The sequence below is a fragment of the Streptomyces sp. NPDC021224 genome, assembly GCF_044332905.1.
Taxonomy (GTDB): Bacteria; Actinomycetota; Actinomycetes; order Streptomycetales; family Streptomycetaceae; genus Actinacidiphila.
On the sequence record NZ_JBIRPW010000001.1, the window covers coordinates 519701 to 537280 of the forward strand.

Annotated in this window: 13 protein-coding genes and 2 pseudogenes; 2 read left to right on the plus strand and 13 right to left on the minus strand. The window is 74.8% G+C overall.

What is annotated here, in order from left to right:
* Positions 1-27 precede the first annotated feature (27 nt).
* Entirely contained in the window at positions 28-1740 is a 1713-nt protein-coding gene (locus ACH4PY_RS02295; RefSeq protein ID WP_398174972.1) for a protein kinase, read from the plus strand.
* Between the two features lie 203 nt (positions 1741-1943).
* Here ACH4PY_RS02295 and ACH4PY_RS02300 read toward each other — a convergent pair whose 3' ends face one another.
* The 13 genes and pseudogenes from ACH4PY_RS02300 to pdhA form a co-directional block, all read right to left on the minus strand.
* Positions 1944-2504, minus strand: a complete 561-nt coding sequence (locus tag ACH4PY_RS02300) for a bacterial proteasome activator family protein (RefSeq protein WP_398174975.1) — start codon at positions 2502-2504, stop codon at positions 1944-1946.
* 162 nt (positions 2505-2666) lie between these two features.
* Positions 2667-5567 (minus strand): FtsX-like permease family protein, encoded by a 2901-nt coding sequence (locus ACH4PY_RS02305; RefSeq protein WP_398174978.1) that lies wholly within the window; start codon positions 5565-5567, stop codon positions 2667-2669.
* Positions 5564-6385, minus strand: a complete 822-nt coding sequence (locus ACH4PY_RS02310) for an ABC transporter ATP-binding protein (RefSeq protein WP_398174981.1) — start codon at positions 6383-6385, stop codon at positions 5564-5566. The genes ACH4PY_RS02305 and ACH4PY_RS02310 overlap by 4 nt, the downstream gene beginning before the upstream one ends.
* A 220-nt stretch (positions 6386-6605) precedes the next feature.
* Positions 6606-7304, minus strand: coding sequence for a PadR family transcriptional regulator (locus ACH4PY_RS02315; RefSeq protein ID WP_398174984.1), 699 nt, complete (start codon positions 7302-7304; stop codon positions 6606-6608).
* Positions 7305-7658: 354 nt separating this feature from the next.
* Positions 7659-8123: a hypothetical protein gene (locus ACH4PY_RS02320; RefSeq protein ID WP_398174987.1), complete on the minus strand. Its 465-nt coding sequence runs from the start codon at positions 8121-8123 to the stop codon at positions 7659-7661.
* Between the two features lie 523 nt (positions 8124-8646).
* A complete protein-coding gene (locus ACH4PY_RS02325; protein WP_398174990.1) occupies positions 8647-9612 on the minus strand; it encodes an NAD(P)H-quinone oxidoreductase in 966 nt (321 codons plus the stop codon).
* Between the two features lie 66 nt (positions 9613-9678).
* Positions 9679-10764 (minus strand): potassium channel family protein, encoded by a 1086-nt coding sequence (locus ACH4PY_RS02330; RefSeq protein ID WP_398174993.1) that lies wholly within the window; start codon positions 10762-10764, stop codon positions 9679-9681.
* Positions 10761-12164 carry a molybdopterin molybdotransferase MoeA gene (locus tag ACH4PY_RS02335; protein WP_398174996.1) on the minus strand — a complete coding sequence of 468 codons (1404 nt, stop codon included), beginning with the start codon at positions 12162-12164 and terminating at the stop codon, positions 10761-10763. Before ACH4PY_RS02335 ends, ACH4PY_RS02330 begins: the two co-directional genes overlap by 4 nt.
* A gap of 5 nt (positions 12165-12169) precedes the next feature.
* A pseudogene (locus ACH4PY_RS02340) lies at positions 12170-12433 on the minus strand (DUF6457 domain-containing protein); the annotation flags it as partial.
* A gap of 114 nt (positions 12434-12547) precedes the next feature.
* A pseudogene (locus tag ACH4PY_RS02345) lies at positions 12548-13132 on the minus strand (molybdenum cofactor guanylyltransferase); the annotation flags it as partial.
* Positions 13133-13201: 69 nt separating this feature from the next.
* Positions 13202-14647 (minus strand): dihydrolipoamide acetyltransferase family protein, encoded by a 1446-nt coding sequence (locus ACH4PY_RS02350; RefSeq protein WP_398174999.1) that lies wholly within the window; start codon positions 14645-14647, stop codon positions 13202-13204.
* Positions 14647-15678 carry an alpha-ketoacid dehydrogenase subunit beta gene (locus ACH4PY_RS02355; protein ID WP_398175002.1) on the minus strand — a complete coding sequence of 344 codons (1032 nt, stop codon included), beginning with the start codon at positions 15676-15678 and terminating at the stop codon, positions 14647-14649. The genes ACH4PY_RS02350 and ACH4PY_RS02355 overlap by 1 nt, the downstream gene beginning before the upstream one ends.
* On the minus strand, positions 15675-16850 hold the full coding sequence (gene pdhA, locus ACH4PY_RS02360; RefSeq protein WP_398175005.1) for a pyruvate dehydrogenase (acetyl-transferring) E1 component subunit alpha: 1176 nt from the start codon (positions 16848-16850) through the stop codon (positions 15675-15677). Before pdhA ends, ACH4PY_RS02355 begins: the two co-directional genes overlap by 4 nt.
* Before the next feature lie 182 nt (positions 16851-17032).
* Here pdhA and ACH4PY_RS02365 point away from each other — a divergent pair, with 182 nt between their 5' ends.
* The gene (locus tag ACH4PY_RS02365) at positions 17033-17515 is read left to right on the plus strand and encodes an Lrp/AsnC family transcriptional regulator (protein ID WP_398175008.1); all 483 of its coding nucleotides are present in this window, start codon (positions 17033-17035) and stop codon (positions 17513-17515) included.
* Positions 17516-17580 lie beyond the last annotated feature (65 nt).

Below are 17580 nucleotides of genomic sequence, written 5' to 3' on the forward strand. Positions count from 1 at the left end.
CGGACCTTCATGGGGGTAGCGGTACTGATGAGCGGGGACGCCACGCAGGGCGGCGGTTACACGGGGCGCTCGGTGGGCGGTGGGCGCTACGTACTGCGCAACCTGCTCGGCCAGGGCGGCATGGCCTCCGTGCATCTGGCACACGACACCGTGCTGGACCGGCCGGTGGCCGTCAAGACCCTCCACACCAACCTCGGGCACGAGCAGTCCTTCCGCGAACGCTTCCGCCGCGAGGCGCAGTCCGTCGCGAAGCTCAACCACACCAACATCGTCTCGGTCTTCGACTCCGGCGAGGACACGATCGACGGTCAGGTCGTCCCCTATATCGTCATGGAGTACATCGAGGGCCGCCCGCTCGGCGACGTCCTCGCCGCGGACATCGCGCAGTACGGCGCGATGCCCGCCGACAAGGCGCTGAAGATCGTCGGCGACGTGCTCGCCGCCCTCGCCGTGAGCCACGAAATGGGCCTGGTCCACCGGGACATCAAGCCCGGCAACGTGATGATCACACGGCGCGGCGTCGTCAAGGTCATGGACTTCGGCATCGCCCGTGCCATGCAGTCCGGCGTCACCTCCATGACGCAGACCGGCATGGTCGTCGGCACCCCGCAGTACCTGTCGCCCGAACAGGCCCTCGGACGCGGCGTCGACGAGCGCTCCGACCTCTACTCGGTCGGCTGCATGCTCTTCGAACTCCTCACCGGACGGCTCCCGTTCGACGCCGACTCGCCGCTCGCGATGGCGTACCAGCACGTCCAGGAGACGCCGCCCGCCCCGTCCGGCTTCAACCGTGCTCTGAGCCCGGCCGCCGACGCACTCGTGGCCCGCGCGCTGCGCAAGAACCCGGCGGAACGTTTCCCGACCGCCGACGCCATGCACGACGAGACCGACCGCGTCCTCGCCGCCACCGCGCAGAACGCGATACCGCAGCTTTCCGGCGAGGCCGCGACCGGCAGCCGCGGGGAAGGCGTCGCCAACTCCGTCTTCCCGTCCGCGCAGGGGCCGGTGCAGACCCCGCCGCCGCAGCTCCAGACGCCGTACGCGCCGACGACGCCCGCCCCGCAGTCCGGCTACGCCCCGCACACCCCGCCGCCCTCCGCCTACGGCTACCCGCAGCAGGGCCACGCCCAGACCCCGCCGCCGAGCACCGCGTACGGCATGGGCGCGCCGCCCTCCCTGCAGGGCATCCCGCAGCAGCACATGGGCGGCGGCCACCCGGGCGGCATGAACCCGGGCGGTCCGGGCGGCCCCGGCGGCGGGCGCAAGCGCAACACCCCGCTGATCGTGGGCGCCGCGGTGGTCGGCGTCGTGATCGTCGTGATCGTCGCCGTCGTACTCGCGACGCAGGGCGGCGGCAAGCCCGACCCCGACCCCACGGCCGCCCCGAACCCCACGGCGACCACCGGGACCGCGGAGCCCACCGCCACCGGCGACGGCGTCGTCATGGGCGACCAGACCCGCACCATCGAGACCAGCGAGTGCACCAAGGCGCACAACGAGCTGATCAACCCGGGCAAGCCCAACCTCATGACGATGCCCGACTTCACCTCGATCTACGTCGACTCCGCGGTCGCCTGCATGAAGGCCGCCAACTGGCCGTACGAGATCAAGGACATGGACGAGCAGCAGTGGGGCAAGGGCACGATCACGTCCCAGAACCCGAAGCCGCTCGACGACTTCGACGCCAACTCCGGCGACAAGATCACCATCTGGGTCTCCACCGGCAAGGGCTCCAACTAGCCCCTGGGGCCTGGGCCTTCGCCTTTTCTGCCCTTCGCCCTCCCGCACCTGTCCCGCCGGGCGTCCGGTGGCACTCAGCACCGCGGGCCCGGCCTCTTCCGAGAGGCCGGGCCCGCGGTGCTTCTCCCGGGACACGGGCCCGCGCCACCCCCCGGGTGCCGCAGACCGGCGGTGCCGTCGGAGACAGCCGTCGGAGACAGCAATCAGAGATAGGGGCCCGAACGCGAGCCCGGGTGACCGGTGTCCAGCTCCTCCTCGTGCCCGAGCGCCCCCGGCGGCAGCGCCCGCCGCATCTGCTCCAGCTGGGCGCGCGCGGCCATCTGCTGGGCGAACAGCGCGGTCTGGATGCCGTGGAAGAGGCCCTCCAGCCAGCCGACCAGCTGCGCCTGGGCGATCCGCAGCTCGGCCTCGCTGGGCACACTGTCGTCGGTGAAGGGGAGCGACAGCCGCTCCAGCTCCTCCACCAGTTCCGGTGCGAGCCCGGCCTCCAGCTCCTTGACCGAGCTGGCGTGGATCTCCTTCAGCCGCACCCGGCTCGCCTCGTCCAGCGGAGCCGCCCGCACCTCCTCCAGGAGCTGCTTGATCATGCTGCCGATCCGCATCACCTTCGCGGGCTGCTCGACCATCTCCGTGACCGGGATCTCGCGCCCCTCCTCGCCGTCGCCGCCCCCGGCCCCGCCGAGGGCCATGCCGTCCGGCCCGACGACCAGGACCTGCGGATTCTGCGAGCTCTCCGGCGAGCGTTCGTTCATCGGCATCTCCATGTCGCCATTGTCCCGCACCTCGGTCCGCGCGGGCCGTGTGGCCCCCTCCTCGCCCACACGGCCCGCACGCCCCCGAACACGTCCCGGCCCTCCCGGCGCCCCCGGCACGTGCCTGCTCCCCTCAGCCGTGGCTCCGGTCAGCCCTCCTCCTCCCCCCGCCGCTCAGCCGTCGGCGCGTCTGCCGAGCTGCGGACGGGACCGGGTGACCAGGGCCGCCAGCAGTCCCGCTCCCAGCGGCACCGCCACCACCAGCAGCGTCAGCGTCCCCCAGGGGATCGCCACCGGGACGCGGGGCACACTGCTCGCGTCCGTCCAGCCGTGGAGCAGATCGCGCCGGAACTGCGCCCACCGGTGTCGCCGCTCGACCCGCCGCAGCGCTACCGCGGGCAGCACCCCGGCGACCGAGCCCAGCACCACACCCATCACGGCGACGATCCCGCACTGGAAACCGGACAGCGTCCGCCGGATGCCCCCGCTCGCGCCTATCGCCGCCAGCGTCCTGAGGTCCGGACCGGCATCCGCCTGCGCCAACCCCGTCGTTATCCCGGCCGCCCCGACCGTGACCAGCCCCGCGAATATCGCCAGCGCCAGCAGCAGTACCCCGTCATGCCGGGAGTAGCCGTCCTCGACGTACACGCTCACCTGCGTGCCGATCTTGGCCACGTCCAGGTCGAGCGTCTGCTGCTCCTTTCCGCTCGGCAACCTCGCCGTCGTGTAGAAGGAGCCCAGCGCCACGGTCCGGAAGCCCGCCGCCTCCGCCGCCCGCGGCGGCACGAGCGCCGTCAGCCCGTACGGCGTGTCCTCGGCGGCCAGATACGCGGGGAGCACCTTCACCTTGCCCGCGGGCTCCGAACCCTCCCCGACGTCGGTCTTCGTGACGTCCGCGATCACCGTGACCCGGAGAGTGCCGTGGTCGGCGTAGGCCCGGTCGAACAGCACCGTCTCCCCACGGCCCAGCGCCTGCTCCGCCGCGGGGTCGCGGATGCCCAGCGCGTGCAGCACATCGGCCCCGCCGACCATGATCCCGCCGTCGCTCGGCATCGCGGTCGCTCTGTTCGGCCTCGTGCAGCGCCAGTCCGCGAGCAGCGCCTCGACCGACGTGGGCCGTACGGCCGGGCCGCCCTCGTGCGGCACCGAAGGGCACCGGTTGGCGTCCGGCATCTCCGCCTGCACCGCGCCGCAGCCCTTCTCCTCGTCCACCGCGCAGGACGGCGCCCCGATGTAGATCCGCGACACGTCCACCCGCCCGGTGACCGGGTAGTCCTTCTCCACCGCGGCCCGCACCCGCGCGAGATCGCCGGACGCGCTGCCGAGTCCCGACACCGCCACCGACCCGTACGGGAGCATCGCGTGGTGGGCCTGCCGGTCCTCCTGCCCCTTGCTCGCCGTGTAGGTCGCGACCGCCACCGACCCGGCCACCGCCGCCAGCACCGCGGCCACCGCGGGCGCCGTGCGGCCCCGGTTGCGGACCGTGTCCCGCAGCGCCAGCCTCGGCGCCGTCGGCAGCCATCGCCCGAGCCGGCCGAACAGCCCGATCAGCACCGGGGTCGTCATCGCCAGCCCGATCTCCGCGAGGCTCGTGCCGAGCACCGCCGAGTAGATGCTGTCGGTGCGGGTCGTCGCGTAGACGGTGGTCGCCACCCCGATGACCATCACGCCCGCTCCCATCAACGGCAGCACACGGCTCGCGCGCCGCACCCCCCGCCGGCCGGTGAGCGAGGCGATCACGCTCTGCCGCGCCGCCGACACCGCCGGCACCATCGCCGCCAGCACCCCGGTGAGCACCGCCAGCCCGCCGATCGCCGCCAGCTCCAGCGGCCGCAGCGTCAGCCCGCCGAAGCGCGCGCCGCCGTGCTCCTCCAGGGGCCCGCGGAGCAACTGGGTGAGCGCGACCCCCAGGACCGTCCCGACCACGGCCGCCCCCACGCCGATCACCAGGCCGCTGGAGATCACTATGGCCCTGATGTGCCTGCGGTCACCGCCGTTGGCACCCACCAGCCCGAGCTGGCGCCTCGAGCGGCGCGCCCCGACCGCGAAGGCCGGACCGGCCAGCAGGCAGATCTCCACGATGCTGAGCCCGACGATCGTCACTATCACGGCGACCGCCTCGGCCCTCGTGTCGCTGCCGTCGGACAGCAGCCGCACGCTCTCGGGCCTCGCCCGGTAGAGCGGCACCTCGGCCGCCGGCGGCTGGTGCTCGCGCACCTGCCGCGAATCGACGACCACGCCCAGTGTGTTGGCGTGCTTGACCATCTCCCAGGTGAAATCCCCCGGGAAGGACACCAGATAGCTGAGACGTCCCGGGGAGAACCTGTCCTTCATCGTGTCCGCGGCCGCCTGGTAGGGCGCGACGAAAGCACCGGGCAGCACGTTGAGTTCCGCGTCGTTCAGGTCGCTCGGCAGTTCGTAGACGCCGACGATCATGTAGGACCGGCTCAGACCGCGCACCTTCACCCGTGACCCGATGTCCAGCCCGCTGTCCTGGAGGAACTGGCCGGTGGCACCCGCCTCGTCCGGCGTCCTCGGATAGCGGCCCCGGAGCAGCCGGGTGATGCCCTTGGCCATCGGGTCAGCCGCCTTCAGCTCCCTGACCTCGGTGTCCAGCAGCCCGTACTTCCCCATGACCGGTGCGTAGGCGTGGACGTCGCTCAGCCAGCGCGCCCCGGCCGGCAGCGCGGTCAGCGGGTCGACCACGGGGTCGGCCGCGGGGCCTTCCCCGTCGGCCGGATCCTGGTGCTTCAGGGGCATCCCGATGCCGTCCTTCGGGTCCTCGTACACCGGCTGCGGTCCGTACCCCGGGTCGGACAGCCGCGCGTCCGCGGCCCCCAGCTCGCGGGTCGCCTTCTCCCCGACCGACAGCTGCGAGCTGCGGACGGTGACATCGGCCGCGCTCACGCCCATGATGGGCACCGCGATCATGGCCAGCACCATCAGGCTGCGGGCCTTGTACCGCAGGGCGTCCCGGCGGGCGATCCGCACCGCCACCCGCCACGCGTGCAGCCGCCCGGCACCCGGTACCGCGCCCCAGCGCCGCCCGCTCACCGCCCCGCTCCGCCCGCTCACCGCCCCGCTCCGCCCGCGAGCAGCGACTCCGCACTGGAGCGCAGCGTCGACTCGACCACCGAGCCATCCCGCAGGAAGACCACCCGGTCCGCCCACGCCGCGAACCGCGGCTCATGCGTCACGAGGATGCCGGCCGCGCCCGCGTCGCACCGGGACCGCAGCAGCGCGAGCACCGCGTCACCGGTCTCCGAGTCCAGCGCGCCGGTGGGCTCGTCGGCGAGCACCAGCCGCCGGTCGCCCACCAGCGCGCGGGCGATGGCCACCCGCTGCTGCTGCCCACCCGACATCTCGTCCGGGAAGCGGTCGGCGAGGTCGGCCAGCCCGATCTCGCCGAGCGCCGCGACCGCCTCCCGGCGGGCCTTTCGGCTGCCGAGCCCGTCCAGCTCGCGGGGCAGCGCCACGTTCTCCGCGGCGGTCAGGGCGGGGATCAGGTTGTAGTCCTGGAAGACGTAGCCGATGCTCCGCCGCCGCAGCGCCGCCAGTTCCTTCCGGCTCGCCACCGTCAGGTCGGTGCCCTCGACCAGCACCCGGCCGGACGTCGGCAGGTCGAGCCCGCCGGCCAGCGTCAGCAGCGTGGACTTCCCCGAGCCCGAGGGCCCCATGACGGCGACCAGCTCCCCCGCGTGGACGTCGAGATCGATCCCGCGCAGCGCGTGCACCTCGGCCGCGCCGGTGCCGTGCACCCGGGTCACCTCCTCGACGCGGAGCACGGGCTCCACCTCGGGCTCCGCCTCCCGGGCGCCGCCGCTCGCCCCGGCCCGGCCGGGCACGCCGGACGCCTTCTCCGGCTCGGCCGGCGGTGTGGACTGACTGGACATCGGACTTCCCCCTGCTTCCGGTCCGGGCCGTCCAGGTCCGGACTGTTCGTCGTGCTCCTCGCGTACGTCATCCCGTGGGCCCGCGCCGCGCCCTGCTGCGGCGCGGCCGTGTGCGCGGCGGTGTGCAGCGCCGCGGGCCCGCCCCGGGTGCGGGCCCGAGCGGGCCCGACCGCGACCCCGTCTCCCGCTCGTCCTCCGTCAGGACCGGGCGGGCGGACGGTCAGCGCCGGGGCCGCCGCAGCGCGCCGCGCAGCCCGCCGGCCCGCGCCACGCCCTGCTGCGGTGCGGTGCCCGTCCGCTCCGCGGCGCCGTCCCCGCCCGGGCTGTCCTCTTGTTCTTCCTCTTCTTTCCGCTGCCGGTCGGCGGCCGCCTGCGGGGCGAGCCGGACGAGCCGGGTCTCGCAGTGGTCCAGCCAGCGGGCCTCCGCCTCGGCCTGGAAGATCATCTGGTCCAGGACCAGTTGCCAGGCCACGTCGTCCGGGTCGAAGACTCCCGGGCGGGCGCCCGCCGCCTCCAGCGCCTGCGCCTTCAGCCGCGTGTAGTCCTGCATGGCCTGGATGGTGTGGGCGCGCTGGGCCTGGATGACGGTGCGGACATCCACATCGGGCGTCCCCACCGCCATCGCGAGCTTTATCGCGAGCTCGTCGCGCGGCGGACTCGCGCGGTCCACCGGCGTGGTGAACCAGCGTCTGAGCTCGTCGCGCCCGTCCTCCGTGATGGCGTAGAGGGCGTGCCCCGCGTCGTCCTCGCCCGCGGGCACGACCAGGCCGTCACGCTCCAGCCGGGCGACGGTGGTGTACACCTGCCCGACGTTGAGCGGCCAGGTGGAACCGGTGCGCGACTCGAACTCGGTGCGTAGCTGGTAGCCGTAACGCGGCCCTCGTTCGAGGAGGGCCAGCAGGCCGTGACGGATCGACATACTCAGTATGTATACCGAGTAAGGTCACCTCCGGCAAGAGCGATCGGCGAGCCGGGACCTCCCTTCACTCGAACGAATGAACGAAGGGCGTTCGATGTTCGAGCGGCCGCGCCGCAGGCAATCATGATCGGGAACGGTCACCTGCGACGGCGGGCAGCCGGGACGGAAACTCTCGCGCGGGCGGGTACGCATGCGCCCGCGGGCACGCGCGCAGGCGCGGGCACGCGGGGGAGAACAGGGTGGGCGGCCGGTCGGCCAGGTTTCGGGCGATCGGGGGCCTGGGGGTCGGGCGCCGGTGCGATCGGGGCCTGGCGATCCGGGCTGTCGGGTGCGGTTCGATCGGGTGCTGGGCCGTCAGGTCCGGCGCAGGCGGAGGCCGAGAAAGCCGAGACCGAGCCCGACCAGCATCATCCCGGCCCCGAGCGGCAGCACCCGGAGCACCCGGGGCTTCCGGGTGGTGGTCGGCGGCGGGTCGCTCTGCACCGCGGCCGGCGCGGGAAGCGTGGTCGCCGTCGGCTCGGGGCCGGTGGAGCCCGCGCCGGGCAGGAGCGAGGGTGCCTGCTCGCGGAAGCCGTGGTCGTAGCGGCGCTGCCGGGGCCGGTCCTCGTAGGCGCGGTGCCGCGCGTGGACGCCCTGGCCGGATCCGTCGGCGGGGAGTCGCGCGGGAGGCCTCAGCGGTGCGCCGCGGGGAGCCGACGGCGCGGGCGCCCGCGCCGGATCGGAACGGGCGGGACCGGAATGGGCGGGCTTCCCGGAAGGACGGGGAGGCCCGGACGGGCCGGCGGAGGCGGGCGGGAGCGAGCGAGGAGGTGACGGCATGGCAGGCATGCCGGAAGTGGCGGGTGGACGCGGCGCGCCGGGGTGCGGGCCGCTCACGGACGGGCGCCCCGGTCCGGGCGGCGAGGGCCGCGCGGGCTGCGACGGTGCCACGGGTCGCACGGGGTGGCCGGGACCGGTGGATCCGGGCGGCGGGAAGTCCGCGGCCCCGCCGGGCTGCGGACCGCCGGGCCGCTGGTCGTGCCCCGGCCGGGGCGGGCGGGCCACGCCGGGAGCGGCGGCCTGCGGCGACGCACGCTGCCCGGAGGGGGGTGTCGCCCCCTCCGGCGCGACGGGACGCCCCGTGGCGCCGGAGCCGAGGAGGGCCACGGCGAGCAGTGCGGGAGCTGCCGCCCGGAAGGCCGCGGCGGCGGCCGGGCGGACGGGATGCGCGGCATCGGGGAGTGACCCCCGCCTGCCGGATGCCCACCGCACGTCCCTCGCCTCTCCGCCGGACTCTCGGTGGGATCAGCGTCACACGAAGCGACAATTCCGGCATCCCGGGCGGGGAGCGGGGTGTTGGCGGTCAGACGGTGAGCAGGATCTTGCCGACGTGCTCGCTGCTCTCCATCAGCCGGTGCGCCGCGGCGGCCTCGGCCAGCGGGAAGGCCCGGTCGACGACCGGGCGGACGGTGCCCGCCTCGACCAGCGGCCAGACGTGCTCGCGGACAGCCGCGACGATCGCCGCCTTCTCCGTCTCCGGCCGGGCCCGCAGACTGGTCGCGATCACGGCGGCACGCTTGGCGAGCAGCTTCGCGAGGTTGAGTTCCGCCTTGACGCCGCCCTGCATGCCGATGACGACCAGGCGCCCGTTCAGGGCCAGGGCGTCGAGGTTGCGATCCAGGTACTTCGCCCCGACCACGTCCAGGATGACGTCGGCGCCCCCGTCACCGAGCTGCTCGACGAAGTCCTGCTCCCGGTAGTTGACCAGGATGTCGGCACCCAGCTCGCCGCAGAAGGCCAGCTTCTCCGCCGTGCCCGCGGTGGTCGCGACCGTCGCGCCGACAGCCTTCCCGAGCTGGATGGCCATGGTGCCGATGCCGCTGGAGCCGCCGTGCACGAGCAGTGTCTCGCCCGGCCGCAGGTGCGCGATCTGGAAGACGTTGGACCAGACCGTCGCGGTCACCTCGGGCAGCCCCGCCGCCGTGACCGGGTCGATGCCCTCGGGCAGCGGCAGCAGCTGCCCGACCGGCACCGCCACCAGCTCGGCGTAGCCGCCGCCGGACAGCAGCGCGCACACCTCGTCGCCGACCGCCCACCCGGCCACGCCGGGGCCGAGTCGCACGATCCGCCCGGAGCATTCGAGGCCGGGGTAGCGGGAGGCACCGGGCGGCGGGTCGTAGAAGCCCTGCCGCTGCAGGACGTCGGCGCGGTTCACGGCCGAGGCCGCGACCTCGACGAGCACTTCGCCCGGACCCGGTTCGGGGTCGGGCACCTCGGAGAGGACCAGCACATCGGGCCCGCCGGGCTCGGCAATGGTGATCGCACGCATGCCCCGACCTTACGGGAAGCGTTCGCGGCGGTCCGTCGCGCCGTGCTGCGGTGCTGGATCCCGCGGTCAGTCCAGCGGCGCGGTCTCCGTACCGCCGGTCGCCCGGTGGATGGTGATCAGCCGGTCGCCCGGGCGCAGCGGCGAGGCGTCCGGGTCGTCGTGGCCGAGAAGGCGCGAGCCGCGCTTGACCGACACCACCAGATCGCCGCACTCGCGCGGCGCCCTGCCCGCCTCGGACGCCGTGACCGGCCGCTCGATGAGGTCGAGCCCGCTGCCGTAGGTGATCAGGTCGTCCATCACCTGCCCGACGCTGGGGCTGAGCACGCCGAGCCCCAGCAGCCGCCCCGCGTAGCCGGAGCTGGTGATGACGGAGTCGGCGCCCGACTGCCGCAGCAGCGGCCCGTTCTCGTCCTCGCGGACGGACGCGACGATGTGCGCGGTCGGGTTGAGCTGACGCGCGGTCAGTGTGACCAAGACGGCGGTGTCGTCGCGCTGCGCCGCGACGACGATCTGCCGCGCCCGCTGCGCCTCGGCCCTGCGCAGCACCTCGCTGTGCGTCGCGTCGCCCGCGACCGCGACGAACCCCTCCTCGGTCGCGCCGTGCACCGCCTTGTGGTTCGGGTCGACGACCACGATCTGCTCCTTCGGCACCCCGCGCCCCAGCAGCGTCCGCGCCGCGGACCGGCCCTTGGTGCCGTACCCCACGATGACGACGTGATCGCGCACCGTTCTCCTCCAACGGGTGATCCGGAACTGCTCCCTGGTCCGCTCGGTCAGTACTTCCAGCGTCGTGCCGACCAGGATGATCAGGAAGAGTACGCGCAGTGGCGTCACAAGAAAGGTGGTCGTCAGGCGCGCGCTGGTGCTGTACGGGACGATGTCGCCGTAGCCCGTCGTCGACAGCGTGACCGTCGAGTAGTAGAGCGCGTCGAGGAAGCCCACCGAGGTGTCGGCGGCGTCGTGGTAGCCGCGGCGGTCGGTGTAGACGAGGACGACGGTGACGGCGAGCACCAGCAGCGCGAGCAGCAGCCGCTTGCTCACCTGCACCAGCGGCCCCGCGGCCTGGTGCGGGAAGGCCACCACGTGTCCGCCGGGCGTGGCGTCGGGCGGCGGAGCCTCGTCCCCGCCGCCCGGCCCCTCCGGCGGGGTCATGTACCGCTCCCCCACGCGGGCGCGAGCACCCCGGTGTCCAGCACCGCCGTCTCCTCCCCGGCCCTCCCGCCGCCCGGCGGGATCACCGCCATACCGTCCGCCGCGGCCAGCCCGCGCAGCATCGCCGGACCGGTGAAGTGCAGCGGGCGCGCGGCCGATTCGTCGTCGAAGACGACAGGCACGAGCCGGGTGTCCACCGGGTGGCCCGGCACGTCCGAGGTCAGCGGCGCCGCGTACGGGGCCGGCAGCGGCCGTCCGGCCAGCGTGCGCAGCACGGGGGCGACCAGGGTGAGCACGCCGGAGACGGCCGCGAGTGGATTGCCGGGCAGCCCGGCCAGCAGGCCCCCGGCGGGCAGCCGGGCGAGCAGCATGGGGTGCCCCGGCCGCACCGCCACCCCGTCGACGAGCAGCCCGGCGCCGAGCCGGGCCAGTACGGGATGCACATGGTCGACCGGGCCGCCCGCCGTCCCGCCGGTGGTCACCACCAGGTCGGCGGTGCTCGATGCCAGGGCGGCGTGCAGCACGTCGGCGTCGTCCGCGAGCCGCCGCACCCCGGTGACGTCCGCGCCGAGCCCGCGCAGCCACGACGGCAGCATCGGGCCGAGCGCGTCGCGCACCCGCCCGGTCCGGGGCGGCCCCTGGTCCAGCAGCTCGTCGCCGAGCACCAGGATCTCGACCCGGGGGCGCATGACGACGGTCAGCTCGTCGTATCCCGCCGCGGCGGCCAGCCCGAGCACCGCCGGGGTGACCAGCGCCCCCGTGGGCAGCAGTTCGTCACCGCTGCGGCATTCCTGGCCCCTGCGCCGTATCTCCTGGCCGGGCCCGGGAGGGGAGTGCGGCGCCAGTACGTGCAGCCACTCGCCGTCGGTCCGCTGCCGCACACCACCGTGCTCGCTGCGCAGCACCGCGGTGGTGCCCGGCGGCAGCACCGCACCGGTGGCGATACGCACCGCGTGGCCGCCCAGCAGGGGGTCGGACGGCCGCCGCTGCCCGGCGAGCACCTGCCCCTTCAGCCGCCACGGGCCCTGGCCCGCGACCGCCCAGCCGTCCATCGCGGAGGAGTCGAAGGAGGGCAGGTCCGTCAGCGCGGCGAGCGGCCGCGCCAGTGCCATGCCGAGCACCTCCTCGCCGAGCGGCAGCGCCCGCGCGTCGAGCCTGCGCCCCGCCCGGCGGGCGATACGCCGCGCCTCCGGCCAGGAGACGGTGCTCGCCGCGGGCTGGGCGGGCTCGGGCGCGCGCACCGGCTCGTGGCCGAGCGCGACCGCCAGCGGGTCGTTGGCGGGCGGCCGCGCGCTCCGGCCCGCCCTGCCCCGGGGCCCGTTGGCCAGCGCGAGGGCGTCGTCCAGGGCGCGGTCGGCGGCGTCCTCACCGCTCGCGCCGCGGTCACGGGGGCCGTTCATCCGGCTTATTCCTCCGGTTCCGGCCAGTGCACGGCCAGGTCCGCGGCCTTGCGCGCCGCCTCCCGCACGGCCTGCGGCCCGCCACCGGCCTGCGCGGCCGCGTAGCCCACCAGGAAGGTGGTCAGCGGCGCCGCCGGGCGCGCGACACCGTGCGCGGCGTCACGGGCCAGGTCGAGCAGGACACCGGTGTCCACGTCGAGTTCGATGCCCAGTTCGGTCTTGACTGCTGCGATCCATTCGTCCACCACACGCCCATGGTCCCCGATCCGCCCGCGCAAGCCACCCAGGCTCACCCCGTGGACACCCCGCCCGGCCCACCGGCGCCCGTGGGCGGCGCCGACGGGGCGTCAGACTCCGGGCAGACCGCCGCGCGGGTCCAGGCGGGAGCGCGCGACGGCGACGTCCTCCCATGTGTCGCAGTCGAAACTCGCCCGGCCGGTGGGGTCGGGGATCCGGCGCAGCGTCAGAGCCGAGGTGAGCAGCCGCAGCGGAAGGCCCGACAGGGTGCCGTACTCGGCCCGGAGCAGCGCGGCCTCGCGGCGCAGCGGCTCGGCCCGGTAGGCCGCCGCGAGCGGCTGGTCGCGGCCGCCCGCGTCGGTGAGCAGCACACCCTCCCATGCGCCGGTGAGGCCGCCGGTGAGCGCCGTGACCGTGTCCACCGTGAGGAAGGGCAGGTCGGCCGCGAGCACGAGCACGACCGGCGGACGGTCCGGGCCGCCGAGCGCGGCGAGTCCGGCGGCCAGCGCGGGCAGCGGGCCGCCGCCCGCGGGCTCTTCCCGGGTCCAGCGCACCGGCCGGGCGGTGGGCCTGCGCGGGCCGACGACGACGGTGCGGTCCGCGTCCGCGCACACCGAGAGCACCCGGTCGAGCAGCGTCCGGCCACCGACCGCCAGCGCGGGCTTGTCGGCGCCGCCCAGCCGCCGGGCCGCGCCGCCGGCCGGCACCACCGCGTCGTAGCTCGTCGTCATGACGCCGAGTATCCCCCGGCCGGTGCGCGACACGGCCGGGGGAACGGGTCAGCAGCGGGCCGGGGCGGGTCAGACGGCCGCCAGCAGCACGGCGGGCTGCTCGACGCAGTCGGCCACCATCCGCAGGAAGCCGCCCGCGGCACCGCCGTCGCACACCCGGTGGTCGAAGGTGAAGGACAGCTGCACCACCTGGCGCACCGCCAGCTCGCCCTCGTGCACCCACGGTTTCGCGACGATCCGGCCCACACCGAGCATCCCGGCCTCGGGGTGGTTGATGATCGGCGTGGAGCCGTCGACACCGAAGACGCCGTAGTTGTTCAGCGTGAACGTCCCGCCGGTCAGCTCGGCCGGGGACAGCGTTCCGGCGCGGGCGGACTCCGTGAGCCGGGCGATCCCGTCCGCCAGCGCCGCCGTGGTCATCGTGTGGGCGTCGCGCAGCACGGGCACCACGAGGCCGCGGTCGGTCTGCGCGGCGAAGCCGAGGTGCACTGCGGGCAGCCGCACGATCTCCGAACGCTCGGTGTCCACGGTGGCGTTGAGGTCCGGGTAGCGGGCCAGCGCGGCCGTGACCACCCTGGCCAGCAACGCGAGCACGGAGATCCGGCGCTGTCCCGAGGCGTTCATCGCGGCGCGGGCCGCGAGCAGTTCGGTGGCGTCGGCGTCCACCCAGCAGGTCGCGTCGGGCACTTCGCGGCGGCTGCGGGCCAGCTTCTCCGCGGCGGCCCGCCGTATCCCGCGCAGCGGCACCCGCTCCGCGCCCTCCGGTACGGCCGTGGGGGCGGTGGCGGGAACCGGGACGGCGGGAGCGGCGGCGGGGGAAACGGAAGCGGGGGCCGCCGTGATCGCGCGCTCGACGTCGGAGCGCAGGATCAGTCCCTCGGGCCCGCTTCCGGCCAGCGTCCGCAGGTCCAGCCCGTGCTCGCGGGCGATCCGCCGCACGAGCGGCGAGATGACGGCCACCGGCCCGCGGTCCGCACCGTCCTCAGCGGCCGCACCATCGGACCTGGCCGGCCCGGCCGACGCGTCGGGCACGGGCGTCGGCGGGGGAGCGGGAGCCGGAGGCGGCGCGACCGCCGCGGGCGCGGGACCGGCCGCCACCGGGGCGGCGCCCGGTGCGGCCCGCCGGCCGCCCGCCCGGATCCGCCCCCGGCGGCGGCCCGCGGCACCGGCGGTGCCGTAGCCGACCAGCACGTTGCCGGAGCCCTGTCCGCCGTCCGCGGCTCCCGCGGGGGCGGCGCCGTCCGCACCACCGGCCGCGTCAGCGTCGGCGGACCCGACCGCGACGGTCACCAGCGGCCGTCCCACGGCGAGCGACTCGCCCTCCTCGCCGAACCGCGCGGTGACCACGCCTCCGTAGGGGCACGGCACCTCGACCACGGCCTTGGCCGTCTCCAGTTCGACCACCGGCTGGTCGATCGCGACCACGTCGCCGACCTCCACCAGCCAGCGGACGATCTCCGCCTCCGTCAGCCCTTCCCCGAGGTCGGGGAGGGTGAACTCGCGCACCACGGCCATCAGTCGTCCTCCCACTGGAGTCGGCCGACCGCGTCGAGGATGCGGTCCACACCGGGGAGGTGGTGCCGTTCGAGCATCGGCGGCGGGTACGGGATGTCGAAGCCGGTGACCCGCAGCACGGGTGCCTCCAGGTGGTGGAAGCAGCGTTCGGTGATGCGGGCGGCGATCTCCGCGCCCGCCCCGGCGAACCCTGCCGCCTCGTGGACCACGACGGCCCGCCCGGTGGCGCGCACGGCCGCCGCGACGGTCTCCTCGTCGAAGGGCACCAGGCTGCGCAGGTCCACCACGCCCAGATCCCAGCCCTCCGCCGTGGCCGCCTCCGCCGCCTCCAGGCACACCGGCAGCGACGGCCCGTAGGTCACCAGCGTCGCCGTGCGCCCGGCCCGGCGCACCATGGCCTGTCCCGGCGGCGGCACCGCCACCGGCTCCCGTGGCGACCAGTCGGCCTTCGACCAGTACAGCCGCTTCGGCTCCAGGAAGACGACCGGGTCGTCGGAGGCGATGGCCGCCCGCAGCATGCCGTAGGCGTCCTCCACCGTGGCCGGGGTGTAGACGTGCAGGCCCGGGGTGTGGACGTAGTAGGCCTCCGAGGAGTCGCTGTGGTGCTCCACACCGCCGATGCCGCCGCCGTAGGGGATCCGCACGGTGATGGGCAGCGGCAGCGCGCCCCGGGTGCGGTTGCGCATCCGGGCGACATGGCTGACGAGCTGCTCGAAGGCCGGGTAGGCGAAGGCGTCGAACTGCATCTCGACGACCGGCCGCAGCCCGTACATCGCCATGCCGACGGCCGCTCCGAGGATCCCGGCCTCGGCGAGCGGGGTGTCCGTGCAGCGGTCCTCGCCGAAATCCCTGGTCAGACCATCGGTGATGCGGAAGACCCCGCCCAGCGTGCCGACGTCCTCCCCCATGACGTGCACGGCCGGATCCGCCGCGAGGGCGTCCCGCAGCGCCTGGTTGAGCGCCTGCGCCATGGTGGTCTGCTTACGGGCGGGCGGCGCCGTGCGGCCCGCGTCGGTGGTGGCAGTGGTCATGGCCGGCGCTCCGCCGCCGGCTCCTCCGCGGGAGCGGCCGCGGCTGCTTCCGCGGCCTCCGCCGCCTCTGCTGCCTCCGCCGCCTCCGCCGCTATCTCCGCGCGCAGCATCTCGGCCTGTTCGCGCAGTTGCTGCGTGGGCTCGGCGTAGACGTGTGCGAAGAGCTCCATCGGGTCGAGCGAGGGCTCCTCGTGCATCCGTGCGCGCAGGTCGGCGGCGAGCGTCTCCGCCTCGTCGGCCGCCTGCTGCCGCCCCGCCTCGTCGAGCAGCCCGCGGCCGGTCAGTTCCCTTTCCAGCAGCTCCACCGGGTCGTGCGCGCGCCACGCGGCGACCTCGGCCTCCTCGCGGTAGCGGCCCGCGTCGTCGGCGTTGGTGTGCGCGTCGATCCGGTAGGTGACCGCCTCGACCAGGGTGGGGCCGCCGCCGTCCCGCGCGCGGTTCAGCGCCTCGGTGAGGATCTGGTGGACTGCCGGTGCGTCGTTGCCGTCCACCAGCCTTCCCGGCATGCCGTAGCCCACGGCCTTGTGCGCGAAGGTGGGGGCCGCGGTCTGCTTGGCCAGGGGGACGGAGATGGCGAAGCCGTTGTTCTGCACCAGGAAGACCACCGGCGCCCGCCAGACGGCGGCGAAGTTGAGTGCCTCGTGGAAGTCGCCCTCGCTCGTGCCCCCGTCGCCGACCATGGCGAGCGCGGCCACCGGGTCCCCGCTGAGCCGGGCGGCGTGGGCGAGGCCGACGGCGTGCGGCAGTTGGGTGGCGAGCGGCGTGCTGAGCGGGGCGACGCGGTGGACGCGCGGGTCGTACCCGGTGTGCCAGTCGCCGCGCAGCAGCGTCAGCGCCTCGACCGGGTCCACCCCGCGGGCCACCACGGCGAGGGTGTCGCGGTAGCTGGGAAAAAGCCAGTCGGCGGGTGCGAGGGCGAGAGCGGCGGCGACCTCGCAGGCCTCCTGGCCGGTGCTGGACGGGTAGACGGCGAGCCGGCCCTGCTTGGTCAGGGCGGTGGCCTGCCGGTTGTAGCGGCGTCCGCGGACGAGCTGCGCGTACAGGGCGCGCAGCAGCGCGGGGTCGAGACGCGCGGCGGCCGGGGTGCCGAGCAACCGGTAGGGCTCCGGGTCGGGCAGCAGCGGCGCGGCGTCGGCGCGAGGCCGCCAGGCGGGGGTGTCCAGCACGGTCATCGCGAGCACCTCCTTGTGGTCGGTGACCGTCAGCAGTCGGGAGCGCGAGCGGGTTCCGCTCTCCCTACCGATTGTTCGGTCGCCGGAGGCATTTTGGCTACGGGGTGGTTCCGCCTGTGGACAAACGGTTCTGCACAGCCTGAGATGGAGCCAGTACGTCCATGGTAGGGAGCCCCGGGGGGATGGCGAGAGAACAGATGGCCGACCAGGAGCCCGCAGCGCGGCCGCTGGACCCGACGGACCGCACGATCCTCCGGCTGCTCCAGGAGGACGGCAGGGCCTCGGTGCGTTCGGTGGCGGAACGGGTGCACGTGTCCCGGGCGAACGCGTACGCCCGGATCAACCGGCTCATCGAGGACGGGGTGATACGCGGCTTCACGGCCCGGGTGGACCACGAGCGGGCCGGGCACGCCGCCTCCGCCTACATCACCCTCAAGATCGTCCAGAATTCCTGGCGAACGGTGCGGGAAAAGCTCGTTGCCCTTCCCGGCGTCGTCCACATCGCCCTGGTCAGCGGCGATTTCGACGTCCTGCTGCTGGTGCACACCGTCGACAACCGCAGTCTGCGGGAGCTGGTCCTCACCCGCCTCCAGCTGATCGAGGAGGTGCTGAGCAGCAGGACGCTGCTGGTCTTCGAGGAGACGGACCTGGTAGTCGGCGACTGACCCGGACGCCCGGCAGGGGCCCGGCGCCGCCAGGTCCGGCCGCCGCTCCCGACAGCTCGCGGCCC

Bases quoted from the DNA above. Each gene is read 5' to 3' on its own strand.
- ACH4PY_RS02365 (WP_398175008.1), top strand. From the start codon at position 17,033: ATGGCGAGAGAACAGATGGCCGACCAGGAGCCCGCAGCGCGGCCGCTG.
- ACH4PY_RS02295 (WP_398174972.1), top strand. From the start codon at position 28: ATGAGCGGGGACGCCACGCAGGGCGGCGGTTACACGGGGCGCTCGGTG.
- ACH4PY_RS02350 (WP_398174999.1), bottom strand. From the start codon at position 14,647: ATGGCCGTGGTGCGCGAGTTCACCCTCCCCGACCTCGGGGAAGGGCTG.
- ACH4PY_RS02355 (WP_398175002.1), bottom strand. From the start codon at position 15,678: ATGACCACTGCCACCACCGACGCGGGCCGCACGGCGCCGCCCGCCCGT.
- ACH4PY_RS02315 (WP_398174984.1), bottom strand. From the start codon at position 7,304: ATGTCGATCCGTCACGGCCTGCTGGCCCTCCTCGAACGAGGGCCGCGT.
- ACH4PY_RS02310 (WP_398174981.1), bottom strand. From the start codon at position 6,385: ATGTCCAGTCAGTCCACACCGCCGGCCGAGCCGGAGAAGGCGTCCGGC.
- ACH4PY_RS02320 (WP_398174987.1), bottom strand. From the start codon at position 8,123: ATGCCGTCACCTCCTCGCTCGCTCCCGCCCGCCTCCGCCGGCCCGTCC.
- ACH4PY_RS02330 (WP_398174993.1), bottom strand. From the start codon at position 10,764: ATGACCCCGCCGGAGGGGCCGGGCGGCGGGGACGAGGCTCCGCCGCCC.
- pdhA (WP_398175005.1), bottom strand. From the start codon at position 16,850: ATGACCGTGCTGGACACCCCCGCCTGGCGGCCTCGCGCCGACGCCGCG.
- ACH4PY_RS02325 (WP_398174990.1), bottom strand. From the start codon at position 9,612: ATGCGTGCGATCACCATTGCCGAGCCCGGCGGGCCCGATGTGCTGGTC.
- ACH4PY_RS02300 (WP_398174975.1), bottom strand. From the start codon at position 2,504: ATGGAGATGCCGATGAACGAACGCTCGCCGGAGAGCTCGCAGAATCCG.
- ACH4PY_RS02335 (WP_398174996.1), bottom strand. From the start codon at position 12,164: ATGAACGGCCCCCGTGACCGCGGCGCGAGCGGTGAGGACGCCGCCGAC.